The following is a 17,215-nucleotide window of genomic DNA, read 5'->3' as shown; positions in this document are numbered from 1 at the left end:
CCGATGACGGCGCTGACGCTGAAGGCCGCCGGTCTGCTCGACCTCGACACCGGGGCGATCGTGCGTCCCGGCATTCTGCGGATCGAGGACGACCGCATCGCCGGTGTCGGCGGCGCCGTGGCGGGCGAGGTCGTCGAGCTCGGTGATCTCGTGCTGCTGCCGGGCCTGATGGACATGGAGGTCAACCTCCTCATGGGCGGGCGCGGGGAGACCGGTCTGGCCTCCAGCGTCAAGGACGATCCGGCGCTGCGGGTGCTGCGCGCGGTGGGCAATGCCCGCCGGACGCTGCGCGCCGGTTTCACCACCGTCCGCAATCTCGGGCTGTTCGTGAAGACCGGTGGCTACCTGCTGGACGTCGCGCTGGGCAAGGCGATCGACGCGGGCTGGATCGAGGGCCCGCGCATCGTGCCCGCCGGGCACGCGATCACCCCCACCGGGGGCCATCTGGACCCGACCATGTTCTCCGCCTTCGCGCCCGACGTGCTGAAGCTGACGCTCGAAGAAGGCATCGCCAACGGCGTGGACGAGGTGCGCAAGGCGGTGCGGTACCAGATCAAACACGGCGCGCAGCTGATCAAGATCTGCGTCTCCGGCGGCGTCATGTCGCTCACCGGAGCGCCGGGCGCGCAACACTACTCGGACGAGGAGCTGCACGCGATCGTCGACGAGGCGCATCGGCGCGGCCTCAAGGTGGCCGCGCACACGCACGGCGCGGACGCGGTGAAGCACGCGGTGCGGGCGGGCATCGACTGCATCGAGCACGGCTTCCTCCTCGATGACGAGGCGATCGACCTGATGGTGCGGCACGGCACCTGGCTGGTACCGACCACCCGGCTGGCCGACGCCATGGACGTCTCGAAAGCCGATCCCGCGCTGCAGGCCAAGGCGGCCGAGATGTTCCCGAAGGCCCGCACCTCCGTGCTGGCCGCGTACAAAGCGGGCGTGCGGATCGCGGTCGGCACCGACGCGCCCGCGATCCCGCACGGCCGCAATGCCGACGAGCTCGTGGCGCTGGTCGAACGCGGCCTGCCCCCGCTGGACGTCCTGCGGGCCGCGACGGTCGCCGCGGCCGAGCTAGTGGGCGTGGCCGACCGCGGCCGGCTCGCGGAGGGGCTGCTGGCCGATGTGATCGGCGTTCCGGGCGACCCGGTGCGGGACATCACCGTCACCCGGGACGTGCGATTCGTGATGAAAGGCGGAAGAATTCATGTCCAGAAGTGACGACCTGCTCGAGATCCAGCAGGTGCTGGCCCGGTACGCGGTGACCATCACCAAAGGCGACATCGACGGCTTGCTGGCGGTGTTCACGCCCGACGGCGCCTACAGCGCCTTCGGCGACACCTACCCCCTGGACCGGTTCCCCGAGTTGGTCGCGGCCGCGCCGAAAGGGCTGTTCCTCACCGGCACACCCGTTCTCGACATCGACGGCGACACCGCCACCGGTACCCAGCCGCTGTGCTTCATCGAGCACAGCACGCACGACATGCGCATCGGCTACTACACCGACACTCTCGTGCGCACCACGGACGGGTGGCGGTTGCGGACGCGCGCGATGACGTTCATCCGCCGCAACGGCGATCACGACTCCGGGATCCCGCACGCGTTCGAGCGTTCCGAGGCGTGAGCGCGGTGCGGCCCGCGACAGGCGGCTTCCGCCACCACACCGGTCCTGCCGCCCGGATGAGAAAGGACATCGGATGACCGCGGGCGCCGACCCGAACAGGGATGTCGCCACGTTCCGGTCGAACCTGCGCGCCTGGCTGGCGGTCAACGACCTCACCCCCGGTCCCGATCATTCACTCGACGGGCAGGTCGACCAGTTGCTGCGGGTGCGACGCGCGCTGTACGACGCCGACTGGATGCGCTACGGCTGGCCGGCCAGCGTGCGCGGACTCGGCGGGCCCGCCGCGCTGCGCGCGGTGCTCGGTGAGGAGGTCGCCTCCCGCGACTTGGCCGAACCCGGCATCTACTCCATGATCGAAGTGCTCGCGCCGACGATGATCTCCTACGCGCGACCGGAATTGGCCGCCGCGACGGTGCCGCTGCTGCTGTCCGGCCGCGAGCAGTGGTGCCAAGGCTTCTCCGAGCCCGGCTCGGGCAGCGACCTGGCCTCGCTGCGGACCAGGGCGGCGCCGCGGGGCGCGGACTGGGTGGTCAGCGGGCAGAAGGTGTGGACCAGTCTGGCCCAGTACGCGGCTCGTTGCGTCCTGCTCACCCGCACCGGGCCCGGCCACGACGGCATCACCGCCTTCTTCGTGGACATGGACTCCCCCGGCGTCACCGTCCGGCCGCTGCGCACCATGCACGGCGTGGACGAGTTCGCGGAGGTCTTCTTCGACGACGTAGTGGTGCCCGGCGACCGCATGCTCGGCAATCCAGGCGACGGCTGGCGGGTGGCGATGGATCTGCTGCCCTACGAACGCTCCACCTGCTTCTGGCACCGGATCGCGTACCTGTTCACCCGTCTGGACCAGGTGCTCGAGCAGACCACGAGCGCCGACGACGCCGAACTCGGCGCCGCGTACCTGGCGCTGCACACGGTGCGGTGCCGCTCGCACGCGACGCAGCGGCGCCTGGCGGGCGGCGCCCGGCTCGGTGCGGAGACCTCGGTCGACAAGGTGCTGCTGGCCACCGCCGAACAGCGCCTGTTCGACACCGCGCGCGATCTGCTGCCCGGCGCGGTGGAATTCGGCGATTCGCCGTGGCGCACCGAATTCCTCTACTCCCGCGCCGCGACGATCTACGGCGGCACCGCCGAGATCCAGCGCAACATCATCGCCCGCCGCCTGCTGGACCTGGGGAAGGAGTGACCGTGGCCGGAGCCGACCCCGACCGGGCCGAACTCGACCTGCTCACCGAGACGCTGCGCAAGACCATGGCGACCGCCACCGGGCGCGAACTCGACGCCGCGCTGGCCGCACTCGGCTGGCCGGATCTGCTCGCCGAGTCGCCCGATCTCGCTGTCCCACTGATGTTCCGGTTACTCGGCGAGACCGGCGCGCACGCCGCGGTGCTCGATGACGTCGTCCGGCACTTCGCCGGATATCCGGGCCCCGGCCCGGTACCGCTGCCGTTCGCGGGCGGGGCCTGGGTGGTGTGGGACCGCGACGGCGAGCCCGGCGCCGCGGTGGACGAGGAACTGCCGCTGCGCACCGTCGCGACCGGGACGGATCTTCCGGGGCAGGCCCTCGCGGCGGGGCGGCGAGCTCTCGGTTGGTGGCTGCTCGGCGCCGGCCACGCCATGTTGGGCCTGGCGCGGCGGCACGCTCTGGAACGCGTCCAGTTCGGCCGCCCGCTCGCCTCTTTCCAGGCGGTCCGGCACCGGCTCGCGGAAACCCTGGTCGCCCTCGACGGGGCAGAGGCCACGCTGCACGCTGCCGAGGGCGACCTTGGGGCGCTGCTCGGCAAGGCCGCCGCGGGGCAGGCGGCGCTCACCGCGGCCCGGCACTGTCAGCAAGTGCTCGGCGGCATCGGCTTCACCGCCGAGCACGACTTGCACCGGCACGTTCGCCGCACTTTGGTCCTGGACGGATTGCTCGGCAGCACCAGGGAACTCATCCGCGAGGCGGGCGCGCTCATCCGCGCCACCGGCTCCGCCCCACGGTTGACGCAGCTGTAGACACCGCCGTCACCCGCCACGTCCAGCGAAGGCCCGGCACCGGATTCGTCTCCGGCGCCGGGCCTTTCGCGTGCGATCCGCCGATCAGCAGGCCGGCGAGGTGCCACCCTGCAAGGTCATCAACGCGCAGAACGTGGCCGTGGCGACCTTCCACTTGCCCCCGTCCTTGACCGCCTGTCCGGTCTGGTTCGGCAGCACCGGATTGCCGCCCATCAGCAGTGTGTAGGTGACATCGGCGTTGTCCGCGTCCACGAGTTTCACGGCCGAGACCGTCACCGACGTGCCCTGCGACTGCGGATTGCCCGCCTGTGCCTGCAGGATCGGCAGGAAGACGTCACCCTTCTGCACCAGCGCGGCCTTCTGGTCCGGCGGGGTCGAGGGGCTGAAGAAGGACGTGTACACGTCGGTGATGGCCTTGCTGGTCGCCGCGTCGGCCTGGGCGGGCGCCGCGCTGGTCGTCGCGGCGGGCGTACTCGACGCCGGGGCGGTGGACTCGTCGTCGTCACCGCAGCCGGTCAGGGCGGCGGCCGCGACGACCGCGAGGCCACAGCAGGCGAGGGCCTTGCGCAGGATGGAATCGTGCATGAAATCCTCTTTTTCGGAAAGGGAACAGCGATGGCGCCGGACGCGCACACGCCCGATCGCCGGTTGACCGCACGGACCGGATGTCCCTTTTCGAGGCGGCAGAGGCCGTGCGAGTACTGCCGGAGCGGTCCGGCAGACGATGGCGCCGGTGGACTCACCGGATCTACTTCATGTTGGCCTTCATGTCGTCCAGCCGGACCAGGATCGGGAAGCCGTTGACGCTCAGCGCGTTGCCGTGACCGGTCTGGTGCACGTCGAACACGGATTGGATGGCGGCGTAGAAACCTTGCACGTCCAGCGTCTGGTTGACCGCGCGCTTGGCCTGGCGCAGCCCGAACGGCGGCATCGTCGCGATCTGCGCGGCCAACTCCCTGGTCTGCGCGTCGAGTTCGGCGCGCGGCACCACCTTGTTCACCATGCCGACCTGCCTGGCCTCCTCCGCGGTCACCGGCCGGCCGGTGAACAGGATCTCCTTGGCCTTGCGCGGGCCGAGTTCCCAGGTGTGCCCGTGGTATTCGACGCCGCCGATGCCCATGAGCACCACCGGATCGGAGAACAGCGCGTCCTCGGCGGCCACGATGAGGTCGCACGGCCAGCACAGCAGCAGCCCGCCCGCGATGCACCGCCCCTGCACCGCCGCGATGGACGGCTTGGGCACATTCCGCCAGCGCAGTGAGTACTCGAGGTAGCGGCGCGATTCCAACCCGTAGATGCGGTCGAGAGTGATCTTGCTCGGGTCCGGCCACGACTTGTCCTTCAGATCGTGTCCGGCCGAGAAGTGCTTTCCCTCCGCCCGCAGCAGGATGACCGCGACGTCCTCGTCCTCCGCGGCGCGGACCCACGCCGCGTCGAGCTGGTCGAGCAGCTCGCCGTTCTGCGCGTTGGCCGCCTCGGGCCGGTCGAGGGTGATGGTCGCGATCCGGTCGGCGACCTCATAGCGGATGTACAAATCGAGCTCCTCGAGTCCGGGAAAAGCCGGGCGCGTGCCCGGCGACGGCGGCGCGCCGAAGTGCAGGCAGCCCGACCGCAGCGGTGCCAACGGACATCGCGGCTTGCCTCCTTCCCGCGTCCCTGCGTGGATAACTGCGAGAATAGCATTCTCGGATCAGGAAAGGATAGTCTCGCATTGCTGTCGGACACGGTGACCCACGAACCCGCTGACACACCGTTCTCCGGTACAGTGCATCCATGTTCTCTTCACATGACCGAGGACCGAGGTGCCCGTGACCAGCCCGAGCGAGAAACCGGCCTGGAAACAGCGCGCCGTCGAGCGCTCCCTGCGTACCGCGAAGTTGCGCGCCGAAGAGCGCGTGCAGCGGTTCCTCGACGCCGCCCAGGCCATCATCACCGAGAAGGGCAGCACCGACTTCACGGTGCAGGAGGTCGTCGACCGCTCACGGCAATCCCTGCGCAGCTTCTACCTGCAGTTCGACGGCAAGCACGAACTGCTGCTCGCCCTGTTCGAGGACGCGCTGAGCCGCACCTCCGACCAGCTGCGCGCGGCCGCCGACGGCCAGACCGACCCGCTGGACAAACTGCAGGTCGCCGTCGAGCTGCTGTTCGAGCTGTGCAGGCCCGACCCGTCGGCGCAGCGTCCGCTGTTCACCGATTTCGCGCCACAGCTGTTGATCTCGCACCCCGACCACGTGAAGGTCGCGCACGCACCGATGCTGGCGCTGTTCACCGAACTGATGGATGCCGCGAGGGAGGCCGGGCAGCTGCGGCCCGAGGTCAACTCGCGCCGGACGGCCTCGATGGTCATGCAGACCGTCATGTTCACCGCGCAGTCCGCGGGAGCGTCGGACGACGAGACGCAGCATCCGATCACCGCGTCGGAAGTATGGAACTTCTGCGCACACGGCTTCGCGCGCGGATGAGAACAATATTCTCTCTCAAGAGAATTTGACTTACACTCGGGTTCATGCCCGATTTGTGGAGTGATCTCGTCTCCTGCCTCGACTTGTCCGTGACACCGGCCGGCGACGACGCCGACGCCCGCTTCGAGGGCCGCAACCTGCGGTTGGCCTACAGCCGGGTGTTCGGTGGGCAGTTGCTCGGCCAGTTCGTCCGGGCGGCCGCGGCCGGCGTCCCGGACAGGTCGGTCAAGTCCGTGCACACGGTGTTCGTGCGCGAGGGCCGCACCGACGAGCCGATCCGGTACCGGGTGCACCGCCACCACGCGGGCCGCTCCTTCGCCACGGTGTCACTGCTCGCCGAGCAGTCCCGCGGGGTCGTGGCGACGGCCTCGGTCTCGCTGCACGCCGAGGAGGACGGGCCGCACCGGCAGACCGTCGCGGCGGCGCCCCCGCTGTTGTCCGCCGAGCACAAGGTGCAGTGGGACCTGCTGCCCTGGGAGACGCGCGCCGCCGTCGACCTCGACGATCTCGGCACCGCCGCACCGGAGTTCGAGTTCTGGATGCGCACTCCGGAGGTCGATCCGGCGCTGGCGCCCGCGCTCGCCGCCTATGCCACCGACCTCACCCTCATCGGCACGGCGCTGCTGCCGCTGGAAGGGTACGCGCAGAGCGGCAACGGCACCGCGTTCGTCTCCGCCGTCACGTCGCACACCCTGTGGTTCCATCGGCGCTTCCGCACCGACGAATGGCTGCTGCTGCGCCAGCACAGTCCGCTGCTCGCGCAGGCCCGCGCCTACGGCCGCGGCGACATCCTCACCGAGGACGGCACACTGGTGGCTTCCTACGCGCAGGAAGCGATGGTGCGCATCCCCCAGGAGTGAGGACCGCCTCACCCCGACCGCGGCAGCAGATACTCGGCCGCGCTGTAGGCATCGCGTTCGCCCGCCGCGACGGCGGCGGCAAGCCGGTCCAGCTCGGCGTGCGCGCGTAACCGGGTCTGCGCCAGCGAAAGGATCTGCGCGCGAGCCCGAGCCGTGCGCCGCGCCGGGGTGTCGGCGCGATGGTGCGCCTCGATCGCCTCCGCCAGTTCGGCGACCCGCTCGCCGCGCGCGGCGACCAAGGTGAGGATCGGCACGCCGGACTCCGCCCGCAGATCGCGCACGGTCTGTTCGGCGCCCTCCCGGTCGGCCTTGTTCACCACCAGCAGGTCGGCCACCTCCAGCAGGCCCGCCTTCGCGGCTTGCACCGCATCGCCCGCACCGGGATTCAGGATCACCAGCGTGGGGTCGGCGACAGCCGCGATCTCGATCTCCGACTGGCCCACGCCCACGGTCTCCAGGAGCACGACGTCGTAGCGCAGAGCCGCCAGGAGGCGGATGGCGGCGGGCACCGCGGCGGACAGGCCGCCGAGGTGCCCGCGCGTCGCCAGCGACCGGATGAGCACACCGGGGTCGTCGATGTGCTGGGCCATCCGGATACGGTCCCCGAGCAGTGCTCCGCCGCTGTAGGGGGAGGACGGGTCGACCGCGAGGACCGCGACCCGCAGCCCGCGCTCCCGGTAGACGCCGACCAGCGCCGCGATCGTCGTCGACTTGCCCGCGCCGGGCGGGCCGGTCACGCCGATCACCCGAATGGTCCCGGGCGCCAGAGCCGCTTGCACCTCGTCGCGGCGGTCGCCCTCGACCAGGCTGAGCAACCGGCCCGTCGCCCGTGCCGACCCGGCACGCGCCTGGGCCAGCAACTCGGCGACGGTCGCCCGCTCCTGGATCACGCCCACCCTTGCGCGCCGCTACCCGTTCCGGTCACGGAGCGAGCACCTCGATGACCGTGGCCGCGCCCATTCCGCCGCCTGCGCACATCGCCGCGATCCCGAGACCCCCGCCGCGGCGGCGCAATTCGTGCACCAGCGTGACGATCATCCTGGCTCCGGTCGCGGCCACGGGGTGCCCGAGCGAGCAACCGCTCCCGCTGACGTTCACCTTCTCCGGGTCGAGGTCCAATGCCCGGATGGCCGCGATCGGCACCGAGGTGAACGCCTCGTTGATCTCGATCAACTGCACTGCGGACAGCGAGATACCGGCGCGGAAGACCGCTTTGGTGATCGCCTCGATCGGCGCGAGGCCGGTGTCGGCCGGATCGACGCCCACCGACGACCACGAACGGATGTAGGCCAGCGGGGGCAAGCCCAAGCGGTCGCTGGCGATGGCGAGCGCGGCGGCGCCGTCGTTGGCCCCGGACGCATTGCCCGCCGTGATGGAGAAGCCCTCGATCTCCGGGTGCAGCACTTTGAGCGAGGCCAATTTCTCCAGGCTGGTGTCGCGACGGGGATGCTCGTCGGTGTCGAACAGGCCGTGCGGGGTCTCGATGGGCACGATCTCTTCCTTGAACCGGCCCTCGTCGATGGCGGCGATCGCGTTGCGGTGCGAACGATAGGCCCAGGCGTCCAGATCGGCCCGGGAGATGCCCGCCTTGACCGCCGCGTTCCAGCCCACGGTGATGGACATGTCCAGCGCGGGGGCGTCCGGGCGGTCCGGGTGACTCGGCGACACCCACGGATCGATCCACTCGTCCTCGCCGACCCGGAAGCGCGCTTTGGGTGCGGTGGACTCGGAATTCACGCCGCCCGCGATCACGAGTTCGTCCATGCCTGCGCGAATCCCGGCCGCCGCGGTGTGCACCGCGGACATTCCCGCCGCGCAGTGCCGGTTCTGTGCCAGGCCCGGCACCGTGGTCAGCCCCGTGGTCACGGCCGCGTGCCGGGCCAGCACGCCACCCCCGTAGCGCCCCTCGCCGAGGACGACGTCATCGATCCGAGCCGGGTCGAGGCCATCGGCGACCGCGCCCACCACATGGTGGGCCAGGTCGAAGGCGTTGGTGTCGCGCAGCGTTCCCTTCCGTGCGGTACCGATGGGCGTCCGCAGGGCGGACACGATGACGGCTTCGGGCATTGCAGGCCTCCATTCCGGGCGACGCGATTGCGGCGCGGCGACTTTTCGGTGATCATGCCGAGAGAGTCATGAGAATATTATTTTCTCAAAATGAGAGTCATAGTTGCAAGATAGGATTACGCCATGCAGATCAGTGGAAGCTCCGCGCTCGTCGTCGGCGGGACCGGAGGCCTGGGTGAGGCGACCGTGCGGCGCCTGCACGCCGCGGGGGCCAAGATCGTCGTCGCCGACGTCGCAGACGACAAGGGCAAGCAGCTCGAGACCGAACTCGGGATCCGCTATGTGCACACCGACGCCACCGACGAGGGCTCCGTTCTCGCCGCCATCGCGGAAGCGGAATCGCTCGGGCCGCTGCGCATCTCGGTCGACACCCACGGCGGTCCGGCGACCGGCGGCCGCCTGATCGGCAAGGACGGCGCGCCACTGCCACTCGACGGTTTCCGCACCACCATCGAGTTCTATCTGACCGCCGTGTTCAACGTCCTGCGTCTTTCGGCGGCCGCGATCGCGCGGACCGATCCGCAGGAGGAGGGCGGTCGCGGCGTCATCGTGAACACCGCCTCGATCGCCGCGTTCGAAGGCCAGATCGGGCAGCTGCCCTACGCGGCGGCGAAGGGCGGCGTGGTCGGCATGACCCTGGTGGCCGCCCGTGACCTGTCACCGGTGGGCATCCGCGTGGTCACGATCGCCCCGGGCACGGTGAACACCCCCGCCTACGGCAAGGCCGCCGACCAACTGGAGGCGTACTGGGGCCCGCAGGTGCCGTTCCCCAAGCGCATGGGCCGTTCCGAGGAGTACGCCAAGCTGGCCACGGCCATCATCGAGAACGACTATCTCAACGGAGAGGTCATCCGGCTCGACGGCGCCCTGCGCTTCCCGCCGAAGTAGCCGCCGCGACGGCGGGCGACACATGCGGCCCCGCTGCCCGGCCGAACGATTCCGCGAGTCCTACACTGACGCGGTCGACGACCGACGTTCTACTCTGGAACCGTACGGCCTATGCCCTGGCAGTAGGGAGCGTATGAGCATCGCAACAGCGTCCGAGCCGGAATACCGGCAGGCGTGCTTCGCCGATATCGAAGACATCGCGGCCATCGAGGCCGAGGTGTTCGCCGAGCCGTACCGGTATCTGATGCTGCGCCAGCTGTTCGACCTGCACGGCTCCGAGTGGCTGGTCGCGGAGGTGGACGGTGCGGTGATCGGTTACGCGCTGACCTTGGCGAAATCCGGCCGGGCGCTGCTGTTCACGTTCGCGGTGGCCAAGCGGTACCAGGGTGAGGGTTACGGCCGCGCGCTGCTGAAGCGCACCCTGCAGACGTGCCGGACCGTGGGCGCCGAGGTGATGTACCTGACCGTCCGGCCGGACAACCAGCTGGCGAGCGATCTGTTCAAGCGAGCCGGATTCGAATTCGTCCGGCACGACGACCGGTATTTCGGGCCGGGTGAGCCCCGGGACGTTTTCGAGTACCGGCTGAGGGGCAGACCGCTAGACTCGTGACCATGGGGGAGATTTCGCCCTTCGTCGCTTCGTTCTCGACCAGGATCACCCGCCGCGCAGACGAATACACCGCCGAGCTCGACCGGGGCGGCCGTAGCGAGCAGGAAGCGCTGGAGCAGTTCGCCGCGCATGCCGAGGCGATCCTCGCCGACTACGACCCGCCCACCGCGCGGCGCCACTCCGACTCCCTGGTGTTCCGGCACCTGTACGCCGCCGCGCGCCAGCCGAGGCCCGACGAAGCGGGCTGGCGGGTGCCCAGCGCGATCCCGGCGGCGCTGCTGGCCGCGGAGATCGAATTCCGCGGGCCGCTGCGGCTGAGCAGTCGGCAGAACACCATGCTGGCCGAGGAGTACGAGCAGTTGGGCGCCCAGCTCGCGGCTGCGCGCCTGCCCGCGCATGCCGCCCTGGCATACCGCAGAGGCGCCGCGCTGTACCGCATGAACGAGGACGACGAAGCCGAGGACCGCTGCGGCCTGCGACTGGCGCGGGCGCGCACCCTCGCCCTGCCGCCGGGCCGCAGGCGCTGGACGGGGCAGCTGTCGTATGTGCTGTGCGGCCACGGGTACCGGCCGTCCTGGCTACTCGGCTGGGTTGCCGTGCAGCTGGTGCTGTTCACCGTCGCCGCCTTGCTGCTGAGCGGAAACGCTTCACCGGCTGCCACCGTCTACACGTGCGTGACCAGCTTCATCAATCCGCTGGGCCCCGGTGACACCGAGAACTTGCGCCCGGCCGCCCGGCCGCTGTTCGCGGTGGAAGCGTGGACCGGCACCGTATCGATGTCGGTGTTCTTCGCCCTGCTGGTGCGCAAGTGGTTCCGGATTTAGCCGGATCGGCCGCTACCATTCGGCCTCGAAAGCCTTGTGCCGCAGCGCGTTCAGGGTCGCCACGGCGATGCGGTCGCGAAGCCGGGCGACCAGGGTGTTCCACTGCCGGGACAAGCCGGGATCGACCTGCAACTCCCGCCACAACGCGCGCATCGATGCCGGGGTGTGCGCTCCCGGCATCCACAGCCCGGTGAGGTCTTCGAGCACCGGGGCCAGGATGTCGGTGCGTTCCCGGCTGTGCGAGGGGAAACGGTCGGCTTCGGCCAGCGCGTCGGCGACGACGGTCAGCAGCCAGTCGTGCGCGGCCAGATCCTCGCAGAATCGCTGCGCCGCATCCAGATCCTTCTCCTCGCGCACGATCAGCCGAACCGTGCGGAGGGTGGCGTCGTCCAAGTGCAGCGCGGCCGCGGGACCCGTGCTGCCCCCCACTCGGGCTACCCAGCGCAGCCGGGTCGTGCCCGCCCGCACCGGCGGCTGCTGATCCAGCCTGGTGTCGGCGCGCAGGTGAGCGAGCAGGCGTTCGCTGATCGAGGCCAGGTCCAGTGTCTCGGCGTCGACCGCCCCGGTGAGATACCCCTCGGCCAAACCCGCACCGGCAGTCGATCCTCCGGGGATGCGGCTGATGACTTCGGTCACGCCCTTCTGGCTGAGGTAGTGCGACCAGGTCTGTCTGCGCCGGCTCGTGGCGCGCACCACCCGGGTCAGCGCGGTGGACTGCAGCACGCGTCCGCCGGACAAGACCGCGCTGGTCGCCACGGTTCCGACGATGTGCGCGGACTCCTCGCCCAAGCTCAGATCACAGTCGACGCCGACCGCCGTGGTCGGCGACACCGCCAGCGTGCCCGGCCGCTCCCGCCACCGCACCGTGCAGCCGGGCATGAGGGCCAGCAGATCACAGGCCTCCGCTGCGGTCAGCGCGGTCGTCGACGGCAGCAGGCAGGTGCGCACTTCACCGAGGACGACCAGGGGCGTGGTCGCGGCCATCTCAGGTCCCGTCGAGCAGCAGGTGGGAGAGACGTTCGCTGACCTCGCGCGGTACCGGCACCGGCGGAACCTCGTCGCCGCCCCGGGCGATGATCTGCTCGACCACGTCGTCGTCCAGATCGAGGTGGTCGAGCACCAGCCGTACCGCGTGCTCGATACCGATGTACCGCTTGGGCAGCATCGACAGCGTCTTGTAGGCGGCGAACGGCGCGGCGGCCGGATTGAGCTGCACCACCGGCGGAATGTCGTGCCAGCGCCGCGGCGTGAGATCGGCACGAGCCCATGGTTGCGGCTCCACCACGGCGTCACCGTGATAGCGCAGCATGCCCAGCCGCAACAGATGCCAGACGGCCGCCAGGAACGGGCACGACCAGCGCGTCACCGTCACCCCGTCGACCACGTGCCTGCTCCACAATTCCACGTCGAGGAAGATCGAGTGCTCCCGGCGGCCGAACTCCTCCGGCGGCTGATAGGTGCGCTGGCGCATGGCCTGACCGCGTTCGTCCTCCGACGACCGCCGCCCGTTGCACAGCCATCCCGACTCCGCGGTCGGCGGTCTGCGGCCGGTGCTCGGCGGTGCAGGCTCGGCGACGATGCGCGCGGCCACCATCTCCGCCACCGGAATCGCCTCGCCGAACGCCACGCCGTCGACGAACTTCGACGCCCGCCAGCAGCCGGATTCACGCGCCAGATAGTCGATGACCAATCCGGATTCCTCCGCGGCGTCCAGCAGCTTGGCGAGGATGGCGGAGGGATCGGTGTCGGGCTGGAAGTAGTCGTCGATCAGGTAGCAGGTGCTCACCCGGGCGTTCGGGCCGTACTGCACCTTGGCCGACTCGACGAAGGCGGACACCAGCGGCACGATGCGGCGGAACTCCGCGCCGACCCGTGCGATATCGGAGGTGATGTCGTTGAGATAGAAGTGCCCGACCTCGATCGACAAGTGCGACAACGGGACCGACGCGATCCGAGGCTGTTCGGTCGCCTCGCTGTAGCCCTGTGTATCCCGCATCTACAGCCTTTCCCAGGTGGCGATGTCGACCAGGCGGCGTGCCAGTTCGGCATAGGCCGACGCGGTCGCCTCGTTGGCGATCTGGGCGTTGACGTCGGCGTCGAGAATGAGCTGTTCGCGCCGCTGCAACACCGGCTCGATCGGAGTGGAGCCGAGGACGGCGGTGGCGCCGAGCCGTTTGGCGGTGGCCAGCCGCCGCAGTGCGGTGTCCTGCTCTTGCAGCCACGCGGCCTGCGCCGGGCGCTGGGCGACCCCGTCCCAGTTGGCGTCGGGCACCGCCGTGCGCACGTAACGCACCGAGCCGAGCAACTCCTCCGGGTCGTGACCGCATTCCGCGCCTGCCTTCAGCAGTCCGTGCGAGCCGTACACCAGACCGGCGGCGGCCAGGATGTGCTGGCGCGTCCAGCGGTGGAAGATCAACCATCGGGCGACGCGCCCACGCAACTGGGGCAGGGCGGTGGCCTGCAGCACGATCTGCAGGGCCGCCGAACGGCCCGCGCTGAGATCCACGATCACCACGCGGAACTCCTGATCCAGCGCCACCAGCAGTTCCGCGCAGCGCTGCACCACCGCGTCGTCGTCGGTGAGGAACTCCGCGCCGCCCTCGTCCCCCGGCAGCAGCACCAGTCGCCCCGAGTTGGGGCCGATGCGGCGCAGTTCCGGCCGGTCGGTGGCCGCGCCGACATCGAGCCGGGCCACGGTTCCGCTCTCGCCGAGCAGGTAGGAATGCACGCCGCCGCGCGGCACGCCGCGTTCGGCCGCGCCGATCTCGAACAGCGCGCCTGCGGTGGGTGAACCGAGATCGAAGTCGGCGTAGGCGACGTTGAAGCCGGAACGGCACAGCCGGTAGGCGATGTTGCAACTGGTCACCGACCGGCCGGTGCCGCCCTTGTCGGAGGTGGAGAACACCAGCACCGTGCCATCCCCTACCGTGTCGCGTCCCGGCGGGCGTACGCCAGTTCGTCGAGCTGCACCAGCGCCTGGGTGGCCAGACTGTAGGCGGTACCGGGACGCTCGCGCAGCACGCGGCGGGCCCGGTCGAGCGATTGCCGGATCCGGTTGACGGCGGCCTGTTTGGGCGAGAGATCCGGGCCCTCGATCTCCAGTTCCTCCTGATTGAGCAGATGTTCGGCCTCACTGAGCAGATCCACCGCGCGGGCGACCATCGACTGTGGAGCCAGCGGGGGCTGCTCGAAAGTGCCGTAGGCGATGACCAGGCACTCCATCATCCGCTCCGTGACGAACCAGGACGGCCCGTCGGGTTTCGGGTCCCCGGAGCCGACCAGCCTGCCGATGTCGTCCCACAGGCCGATCACCTCGCCGTCGCGCAGCACTCGCTGGTCGAGGTGTTCCATGGCCGCTTCGGCGAGCGCCATCAGCTGGTCGCGGGTGTCCACGTCGGTGCGCAGACTCGCCGCCTGCAGGCAGCGTTTGAGCAGCATGGTCGCGAAATCGGGCACGTACCAGACCAGCGGAGGGCCGGGTGCGACCTCCTCGCTGCCCGCCAGATTCAGCCGCACACCCGGATAGTGCAGCGGCGCCGCCGGATCTTCGACGGTGAACCGGCTGGTGATGCGCCCGCGGCGGGCCAGCTGGTCGAGCACCGCCACCGTGCGCGACAGATCCTCGGTGCTGTCCCGGTGGACCAGGTCCTGGATGAGCATGGCGGCGATGACGAGACTGAAGTACTCCGATTCCTCCCCGTCGGAGGTGCGCCACGGGATGTCCTCCAGCGGCCAGCGGCCGCTGCCGAAGCGGGCGACCCTGGACCAGTAGTTGCGGGTCAGCTCGAAGCGCAACTGCAACGCGTCGGCGAGGATGCGCTGCTGGTCGGTCAACAGGTCGAGTTCCCGGATGCGCTGCGACGACAGGTCGATGATGCCGTCCAGTGCCACCGCCGTGAAGTACAGGTAGGGACGGGGTTCGGCGTGGCCGATCGCGCTGCTGACCCGGCCCGGCACGATCTCGATGGGTTCGGAGCTGTGCACGATGCCCCAGCTCCATCCGCACTCGAACAGCCGCCCGTCGTCGGCGATATCGACCTCGGTGGTCTGGCTGAGCCTGACCTCGTTGGCCGCCTGCACGCGCAGGCGTTCCAGCTGCGCCGACAGCCGTTCGATGATCTCGTCGGCCGGCGTGCGGGTCTGGTTGAGCATGTAGACGATCGACCGGCCGAACTCGGTCCTCGGCTCCGGGGTGTGGATGACGAAACTGCGCACCAGACCCGCCATCGCCGCGGTGAGCCGCGCGCTGGCCTGCTCGATCACCGTCGGGATCCGCTCGCGCAGTTGCCGGGCCTCCAGCCGGACCTCGCCGCTGACGAACCGCTGGAAGCCGCGCAGGAAACGCAACGCCGCGATACACAGGCTCAGCGACATCGAATACGAGTCGACGATCTCCACCGCCAGTTGGCCTTCGGTGAGCGGGCTGTCGTCGCCGGAGCGCAAGTAGGAGCCCGCGGCGAAGACGGGCTCGCCGTCCGGCCCGGTGTAGCGGCGCAGATAGTCCTCCACCAGGGCGACCAGGACACCACCGATGCGGGTCTCCTCACCGAAGGGGGCGAGCGCGGCTCTGACGTCGGGGCTCATGTCGTTCGGCTGGTCCAGCGCGAACGCGTCGATCTCGGTCGCCGGATACAGCAGGCAGAGCAGCTGTTCGGCGTCGCTGATCGAATTGGCGCCGTCGCGCCCGCCCCACTGCCAGGTCCCGTCGCGGTAGGAGCAGGCGAGCAGCGCTCGCCACAGCTCGAGCAGCTGCTGCCTCGGCCGAATCCTCATCTGCTGTCGGACCTCGCCCCCGCGTTCGACCGGCGGCGCCGGACGTCGTTACATAGAGTGTGCCTTGCGGAGGTTCACTTGGCCAAGCACTTTGCGACGCCGCCGTTTGCTGCGAATTATCTTGCGCGGCAGAGGCTTCCGTGAATTCGTGGCGGGAGTGCTTTGCCGCCGTGTGGCTGGCCGGGATCCGTCGGCGCGCCTTCGTCGACACGTCGGCTTCCGGCGTGCCGCGACGGCGATCCGCGCACCTGAGCGCGTTCCACAGGCGAATCGACGGCTACCGGCCGGGCGCACTGCGGAATCGCGGCGCGGGCCGGCCGCTGCCCGCGACCGGCGCCGCGGCGTCAGTTCCGATCGGCGGTGAGGGCGGTGATCACCGCGCGGAAGTCTTCGGTCTGGAAGGACAGATCTTCCGCGGTCGTCGCGTAATCCAGGGTGGCCAGCACCGCGCGTTCCAAGTGCAGGTTCAGCAGGCGCTTGGTGCTCTCGACCGCTTGGCGTGGCAGTTCGAGGATGCGTTTCGCGCAGGCCAGCGCCTCGGTGCGCGGGTCGGCGACCACATGGTTGACCAGACCCATCTCGCGGGCCCGCTCGGCCGGGATCTTCGCGCCGGTGAGCGCGTACTCCTTGGCCAGCAGCAGGCTGGTGTGCAGCGGCCAGGTCAGCGGTCCGCCGTCGGCCGCGACCAGGCCCACCTGCACGTGCGGGTCCTTGAGGTACGCGGTCTCGGCGATGTAGGCGACATCGCTCAGCGCGACCAGGCTGCACCCCAGGCCGACCGCGGGGCCGTTCACCGCCGCGATCACCGGCACCCGGCAGCGGGCCATGCCGAGCACGATGTCGCGGCCGTGCGCGATCGTCTTGGCGCGCAGGTCGGCGTCGCGGCCCAGCTCGGCGAGATAGCCGAAATCCCCGCCCGCGGAGAACGCTTTGCCCGCGCCGGTGAGCACCGCGACGCGGGCCGCGCGGTCGTCGGAGAGCCGGGGCCAGAGCCGAGCCAGGCCGGTGTGCAGGTCGTCGTTGACGGCGTTGAGCGCGTCGGGCCGGTTGAGCGTGATGACGCGCAGCGGTCCGTCGGCCTCGACGTGGATCTCTTCCGGCAGGTCGTACAT

At 70.1% G+C, this 17,215-nt stretch carries 18 protein-coding genes; 9 read left to right on the top strand and 9 right to left on the bottom strand.

Annotated elements, in window-relative coordinates; genetic code table 11:
• Positions 1–3: 3 nt before the first annotated feature.
• From HOV91_RS02030 to HOV91_RS02015, 4 genes are all read left to right on the top strand, one after another.
• Entirely contained in the window at positions 4–1,221 is a 1,218-nt protein-coding gene (locus HOV91_RS02030; protein WP_174183679.1) for a metal-dependent hydrolase family protein, read from the top strand.
• Complete coding sequence (locus tag HOV91_RS02025) at positions 1,208–1,624, top strand: nuclear transport factor 2 family protein (RefSeq protein ID WP_174183678.1); 417 nt, start codon at positions 1,208–1,210, stop codon at positions 1,622–1,624. The genes HOV91_RS02030 and HOV91_RS02025 overlap by 14 nt, the downstream gene beginning before the upstream one ends.
• A gap of 73 nt (positions 1,625–1,697) precedes the next feature.
• Positions 1,698–2,810 carry an acyl-CoA dehydrogenase family protein gene (locus HOV91_RS02020; protein WP_174183677.1) on the top strand — a complete coding sequence of 371 codons (1,113 nt, stop codon included), beginning with the start codon at positions 1,698–1,700 and terminating at the stop codon, positions 2,808–2,810.
• Positions 2,811–2,875: 65 nt separating this feature from the next.
• Positions 2,876–3,619, top strand: coding sequence for an acyl-CoA dehydrogenase family protein (locus HOV91_RS02015; protein WP_174183725.1), 744 nt, complete (start codon positions 2,876–2,878; stop codon positions 3,617–3,619).
• 84 nt (positions 3,620–3,703) lie between these two features.
• On the opposite strand, the gene HOV91_RS02010 is transcribed toward HOV91_RS02015, so the two are convergent.
• Together HOV91_RS02010 and HOV91_RS02005 are read right to left on the bottom strand one after the other, a co-directional pair.
• On the bottom strand, positions 3,704–4,204 hold the full coding sequence (locus HOV91_RS02010) for an MTB12 C-terminal domain-containing protein (protein ID WP_174183676.1): 501 nt from the start codon (positions 4,202–4,204) through the stop codon (positions 3,704–3,706).
• A 163-nt stretch (positions 4,205–4,367) separates the two neighbouring features.
• Complete coding sequence (locus HOV91_RS02005) at positions 4,368–5,153, bottom strand: enoyl-CoA hydratase (protein WP_174183675.1); 786 nt, start codon at positions 5,151–5,153, stop codon at positions 4,368–4,370.
• A gap of 274 nt (positions 5,154–5,427) precedes the next feature.
• On the opposite strand from HOV91_RS02005, the gene HOV91_RS02000 reads away from it, so the two are divergent.
• On the top strand, positions 5,428–6,081 hold the full coding sequence (locus HOV91_RS02000; RefSeq protein WP_174183674.1) for a TetR/AcrR family transcriptional regulator: 654 nt from the start codon (positions 5,428–5,430) through the stop codon (positions 6,079–6,081).
• A gap of 44 nt (positions 6,082–6,125) precedes the next feature.
• Entirely contained in the window at positions 6,126–6,941 is an 816-nt protein-coding gene (locus HOV91_RS01995; RefSeq protein WP_174183673.1) for an acyl-CoA thioesterase, read from the top strand.
• An 8-nt stretch (positions 6,942–6,949) separates the two neighbouring features.
• Here the strand turns inward: HOV91_RS01995 and meaB are convergent, their stop codons facing one another.
• Both meaB and HOV91_RS01985 read right to left on the bottom strand, forming a co-directional pair.
• Complete coding sequence (meaB, locus tag HOV91_RS01990; RefSeq protein ID WP_312884427.1) at positions 6,950–7,831, bottom strand: methylmalonyl Co-A mutase-associated GTPase MeaB; 882 nt, start codon at positions 7,829–7,831, stop codon at positions 6,950–6,952.
• Between the two features lie 31 nt (positions 7,832–7,862).
• Positions 7,863–9,008, bottom strand: coding sequence for a thiolase family protein (locus HOV91_RS01985; protein ID WP_174183672.1), 1,146 nt, complete (start codon positions 9,006–9,008; stop codon positions 7,863–7,865).
• A 123-nt stretch (positions 9,009–9,131) separates the two neighbouring features.
• Here HOV91_RS01985 and HOV91_RS01980 point away from each other — a divergent pair, with 123 nt between their 5' ends.
• From HOV91_RS01980 to HOV91_RS01970, 3 genes are all read left to right on the top strand, one after another.
• Entirely contained in the window at positions 9,132–9,896 is a 765-nt protein-coding gene (locus tag HOV91_RS01980) for an SDR family NAD(P)-dependent oxidoreductase (RefSeq protein ID WP_174183671.1), read from the top strand.
• 133 nt (positions 9,897–10,029) lie between these two features.
• On the top strand, positions 10,030–10,506 hold the full coding sequence (locus HOV91_RS01975) for a GNAT family N-acetyltransferase (protein WP_174183670.1): 477 nt from the start codon (positions 10,030–10,032) through the stop codon (positions 10,504–10,506).
• 2 nt (positions 10,507–10,508) lie between these two features.
• A complete protein-coding gene (locus HOV91_RS01970; protein ID WP_174183669.1) occupies positions 10,509–11,330 on the top strand; it encodes a hypothetical protein in 822 nt (273 codons plus the stop codon).
• Between the two features lie 12 nt (positions 11,331–11,342).
• Here HOV91_RS01970 and HOV91_RS01965 read toward each other — a convergent pair whose 3' ends face one another.
• From HOV91_RS01965 to HOV91_RS01945, 5 genes are all read right to left on the bottom strand, one after another.
• On the bottom strand, positions 11,343–12,314 hold the full coding sequence (locus HOV91_RS01965) for an SCO2521 family protein (RefSeq protein WP_174183668.1): 972 nt from the start codon (positions 12,312–12,314) through the stop codon (positions 11,343–11,345).
• Between the two features lies 1 nt (position 12,315).
• Positions 12,316–13,326, bottom strand: coding sequence for an SCO2522 family protein (locus HOV91_RS01960; protein WP_174183667.1), 1,011 nt, complete (start codon positions 13,324–13,326; stop codon positions 12,316–12,318).
• The gene (locus tag HOV91_RS01955; RefSeq protein WP_174183666.1) at positions 13,327–14,241 is read right to left on the bottom strand and encodes an SCO2523 family variant P-loop protein; all 915 of its coding nucleotides are present in this window, start codon (positions 14,239–14,241) and stop codon (positions 13,327–13,329) included. It lies immediately after the preceding gene.
• A gap of 11 nt (positions 14,242–14,252) precedes the next feature.
• Complete coding sequence (locus tag HOV91_RS01950) at positions 14,253–16,103, bottom strand: SCO2524 family protein (protein ID WP_174183665.1); 1,851 nt, start codon at positions 16,101–16,103, stop codon at positions 14,253–14,255.
• A 344-nt stretch (positions 16,104–16,447) separates the two neighbouring features.
• Entirely contained in the window at positions 16,448–17,215 is a 768-nt protein-coding gene (locus HOV91_RS01945) for an enoyl-CoA hydratase/isomerase family protein (RefSeq protein ID WP_174183664.1), read from the bottom strand.

Origin of the sequence: Nocardia barduliensis (genome assembly GCF_013315795.1) — a bacterium.
GTDB classification, from domain to species: Bacteria; Actinomycetota; Actinomycetes; order Mycobacteriales; family Mycobacteriaceae; genus Nocardia; species Nocardia barduliensis.
Note: the sequence above shows the minus strand (reverse complement) of the source record. Positions and strands in the feature narration are given on the sequence as shown.

What these genes read in the sequence shown, in the direction of transcription:
- HOV91_RS02030 (WP_174183679.1), top strand. Translation starts at nt 4, where the DNA reads ATGACGGCGCTGACGCTGAAGGCCGCCGGTCTGCTCGACCTCGACACC.
- HOV91_RS02025 (WP_174183678.1), top strand. Translation starts at nt 1,208, where the DNA reads ATGTCCAGAAGTGACGACCTGCTCGAGATCCAGCAGGTGCTGGCCCGG.
- HOV91_RS02020 (WP_174183677.1), top strand. Translation starts at nt 1,698, where the DNA reads ATGACCGCGGGCGCCGACCCGAACAGGGATGTCGCCACGTTCCGGTCG.
- HOV91_RS02015 (WP_174183725.1), top strand. Translation starts at nt 2,876, where the DNA reads ATGGCGACCGCCACCGGGCGCGAACTCGACGCCGCGCTGGCCGCACTC.
- HOV91_RS02010 (WP_174183676.1), bottom strand. Translation starts at nt 4,204, where the DNA reads ATGCACGATTCCATCCTGCGCAAGGCCCTCGCCTGCTGTGGCCTCGCG.
- HOV91_RS01995 (WP_174183673.1), top strand. Translation starts at nt 6,126, where the DNA reads ATGCCCGATTTGTGGAGTGATCTCGTCTCCTGCCTCGACTTGTCCGTG.
- HOV91_RS01985 (WP_174183672.1), bottom strand. Translation starts at nt 9,008, where the DNA reads ATGCCCGAAGCCGTCATCGTGTCCGCCCTGCGGACGCCCATCGGTACC.
- HOV91_RS01980 (WP_174183671.1), top strand. Translation starts at nt 9,132, where the DNA reads ATGCAGATCAGTGGAAGCTCCGCGCTCGTCGTCGGCGGGACCGGAGGC.
- HOV91_RS01975 (WP_174183670.1), top strand. Translation starts at nt 10,030, where the DNA reads ATGAGCATCGCAACAGCGTCCGAGCCGGAATACCGGCAGGCGTGCTTC.
- HOV91_RS01970 (WP_174183669.1), top strand. Translation starts at nt 10,509, where the DNA reads ATGGGGGAGATTTCGCCCTTCGTCGCTTCGTTCTCGACCAGGATCACC.
- HOV91_RS01965 (WP_174183668.1), bottom strand. Translation starts at nt 12,314, where the DNA reads ATGGCCGCGACCACGCCCCTGGTCGTCCTCGGTGAAGTGCGCACCTGC.
- HOV91_RS01960 (WP_174183667.1), bottom strand. Translation starts at nt 13,326, where the DNA reads ATGCGGGATACACAGGGCTACAGCGAGGCGACCGAACAGCCTCGGATC.
- HOV91_RS01950 (WP_174183665.1), bottom strand. Translation starts at nt 16,103, where the DNA reads ATGAGGATTCGGCCGAGGCAGCAGCTGCTCGAGCTGTGGCGAGCGCTG.
- HOV91_RS01945 (WP_174183664.1), bottom strand. Translation starts at nt 17,215, where the DNA reads ATGTACGACCTGCCGGAAGAGATCCACGTCGAGGCCGACGGACCGCTG.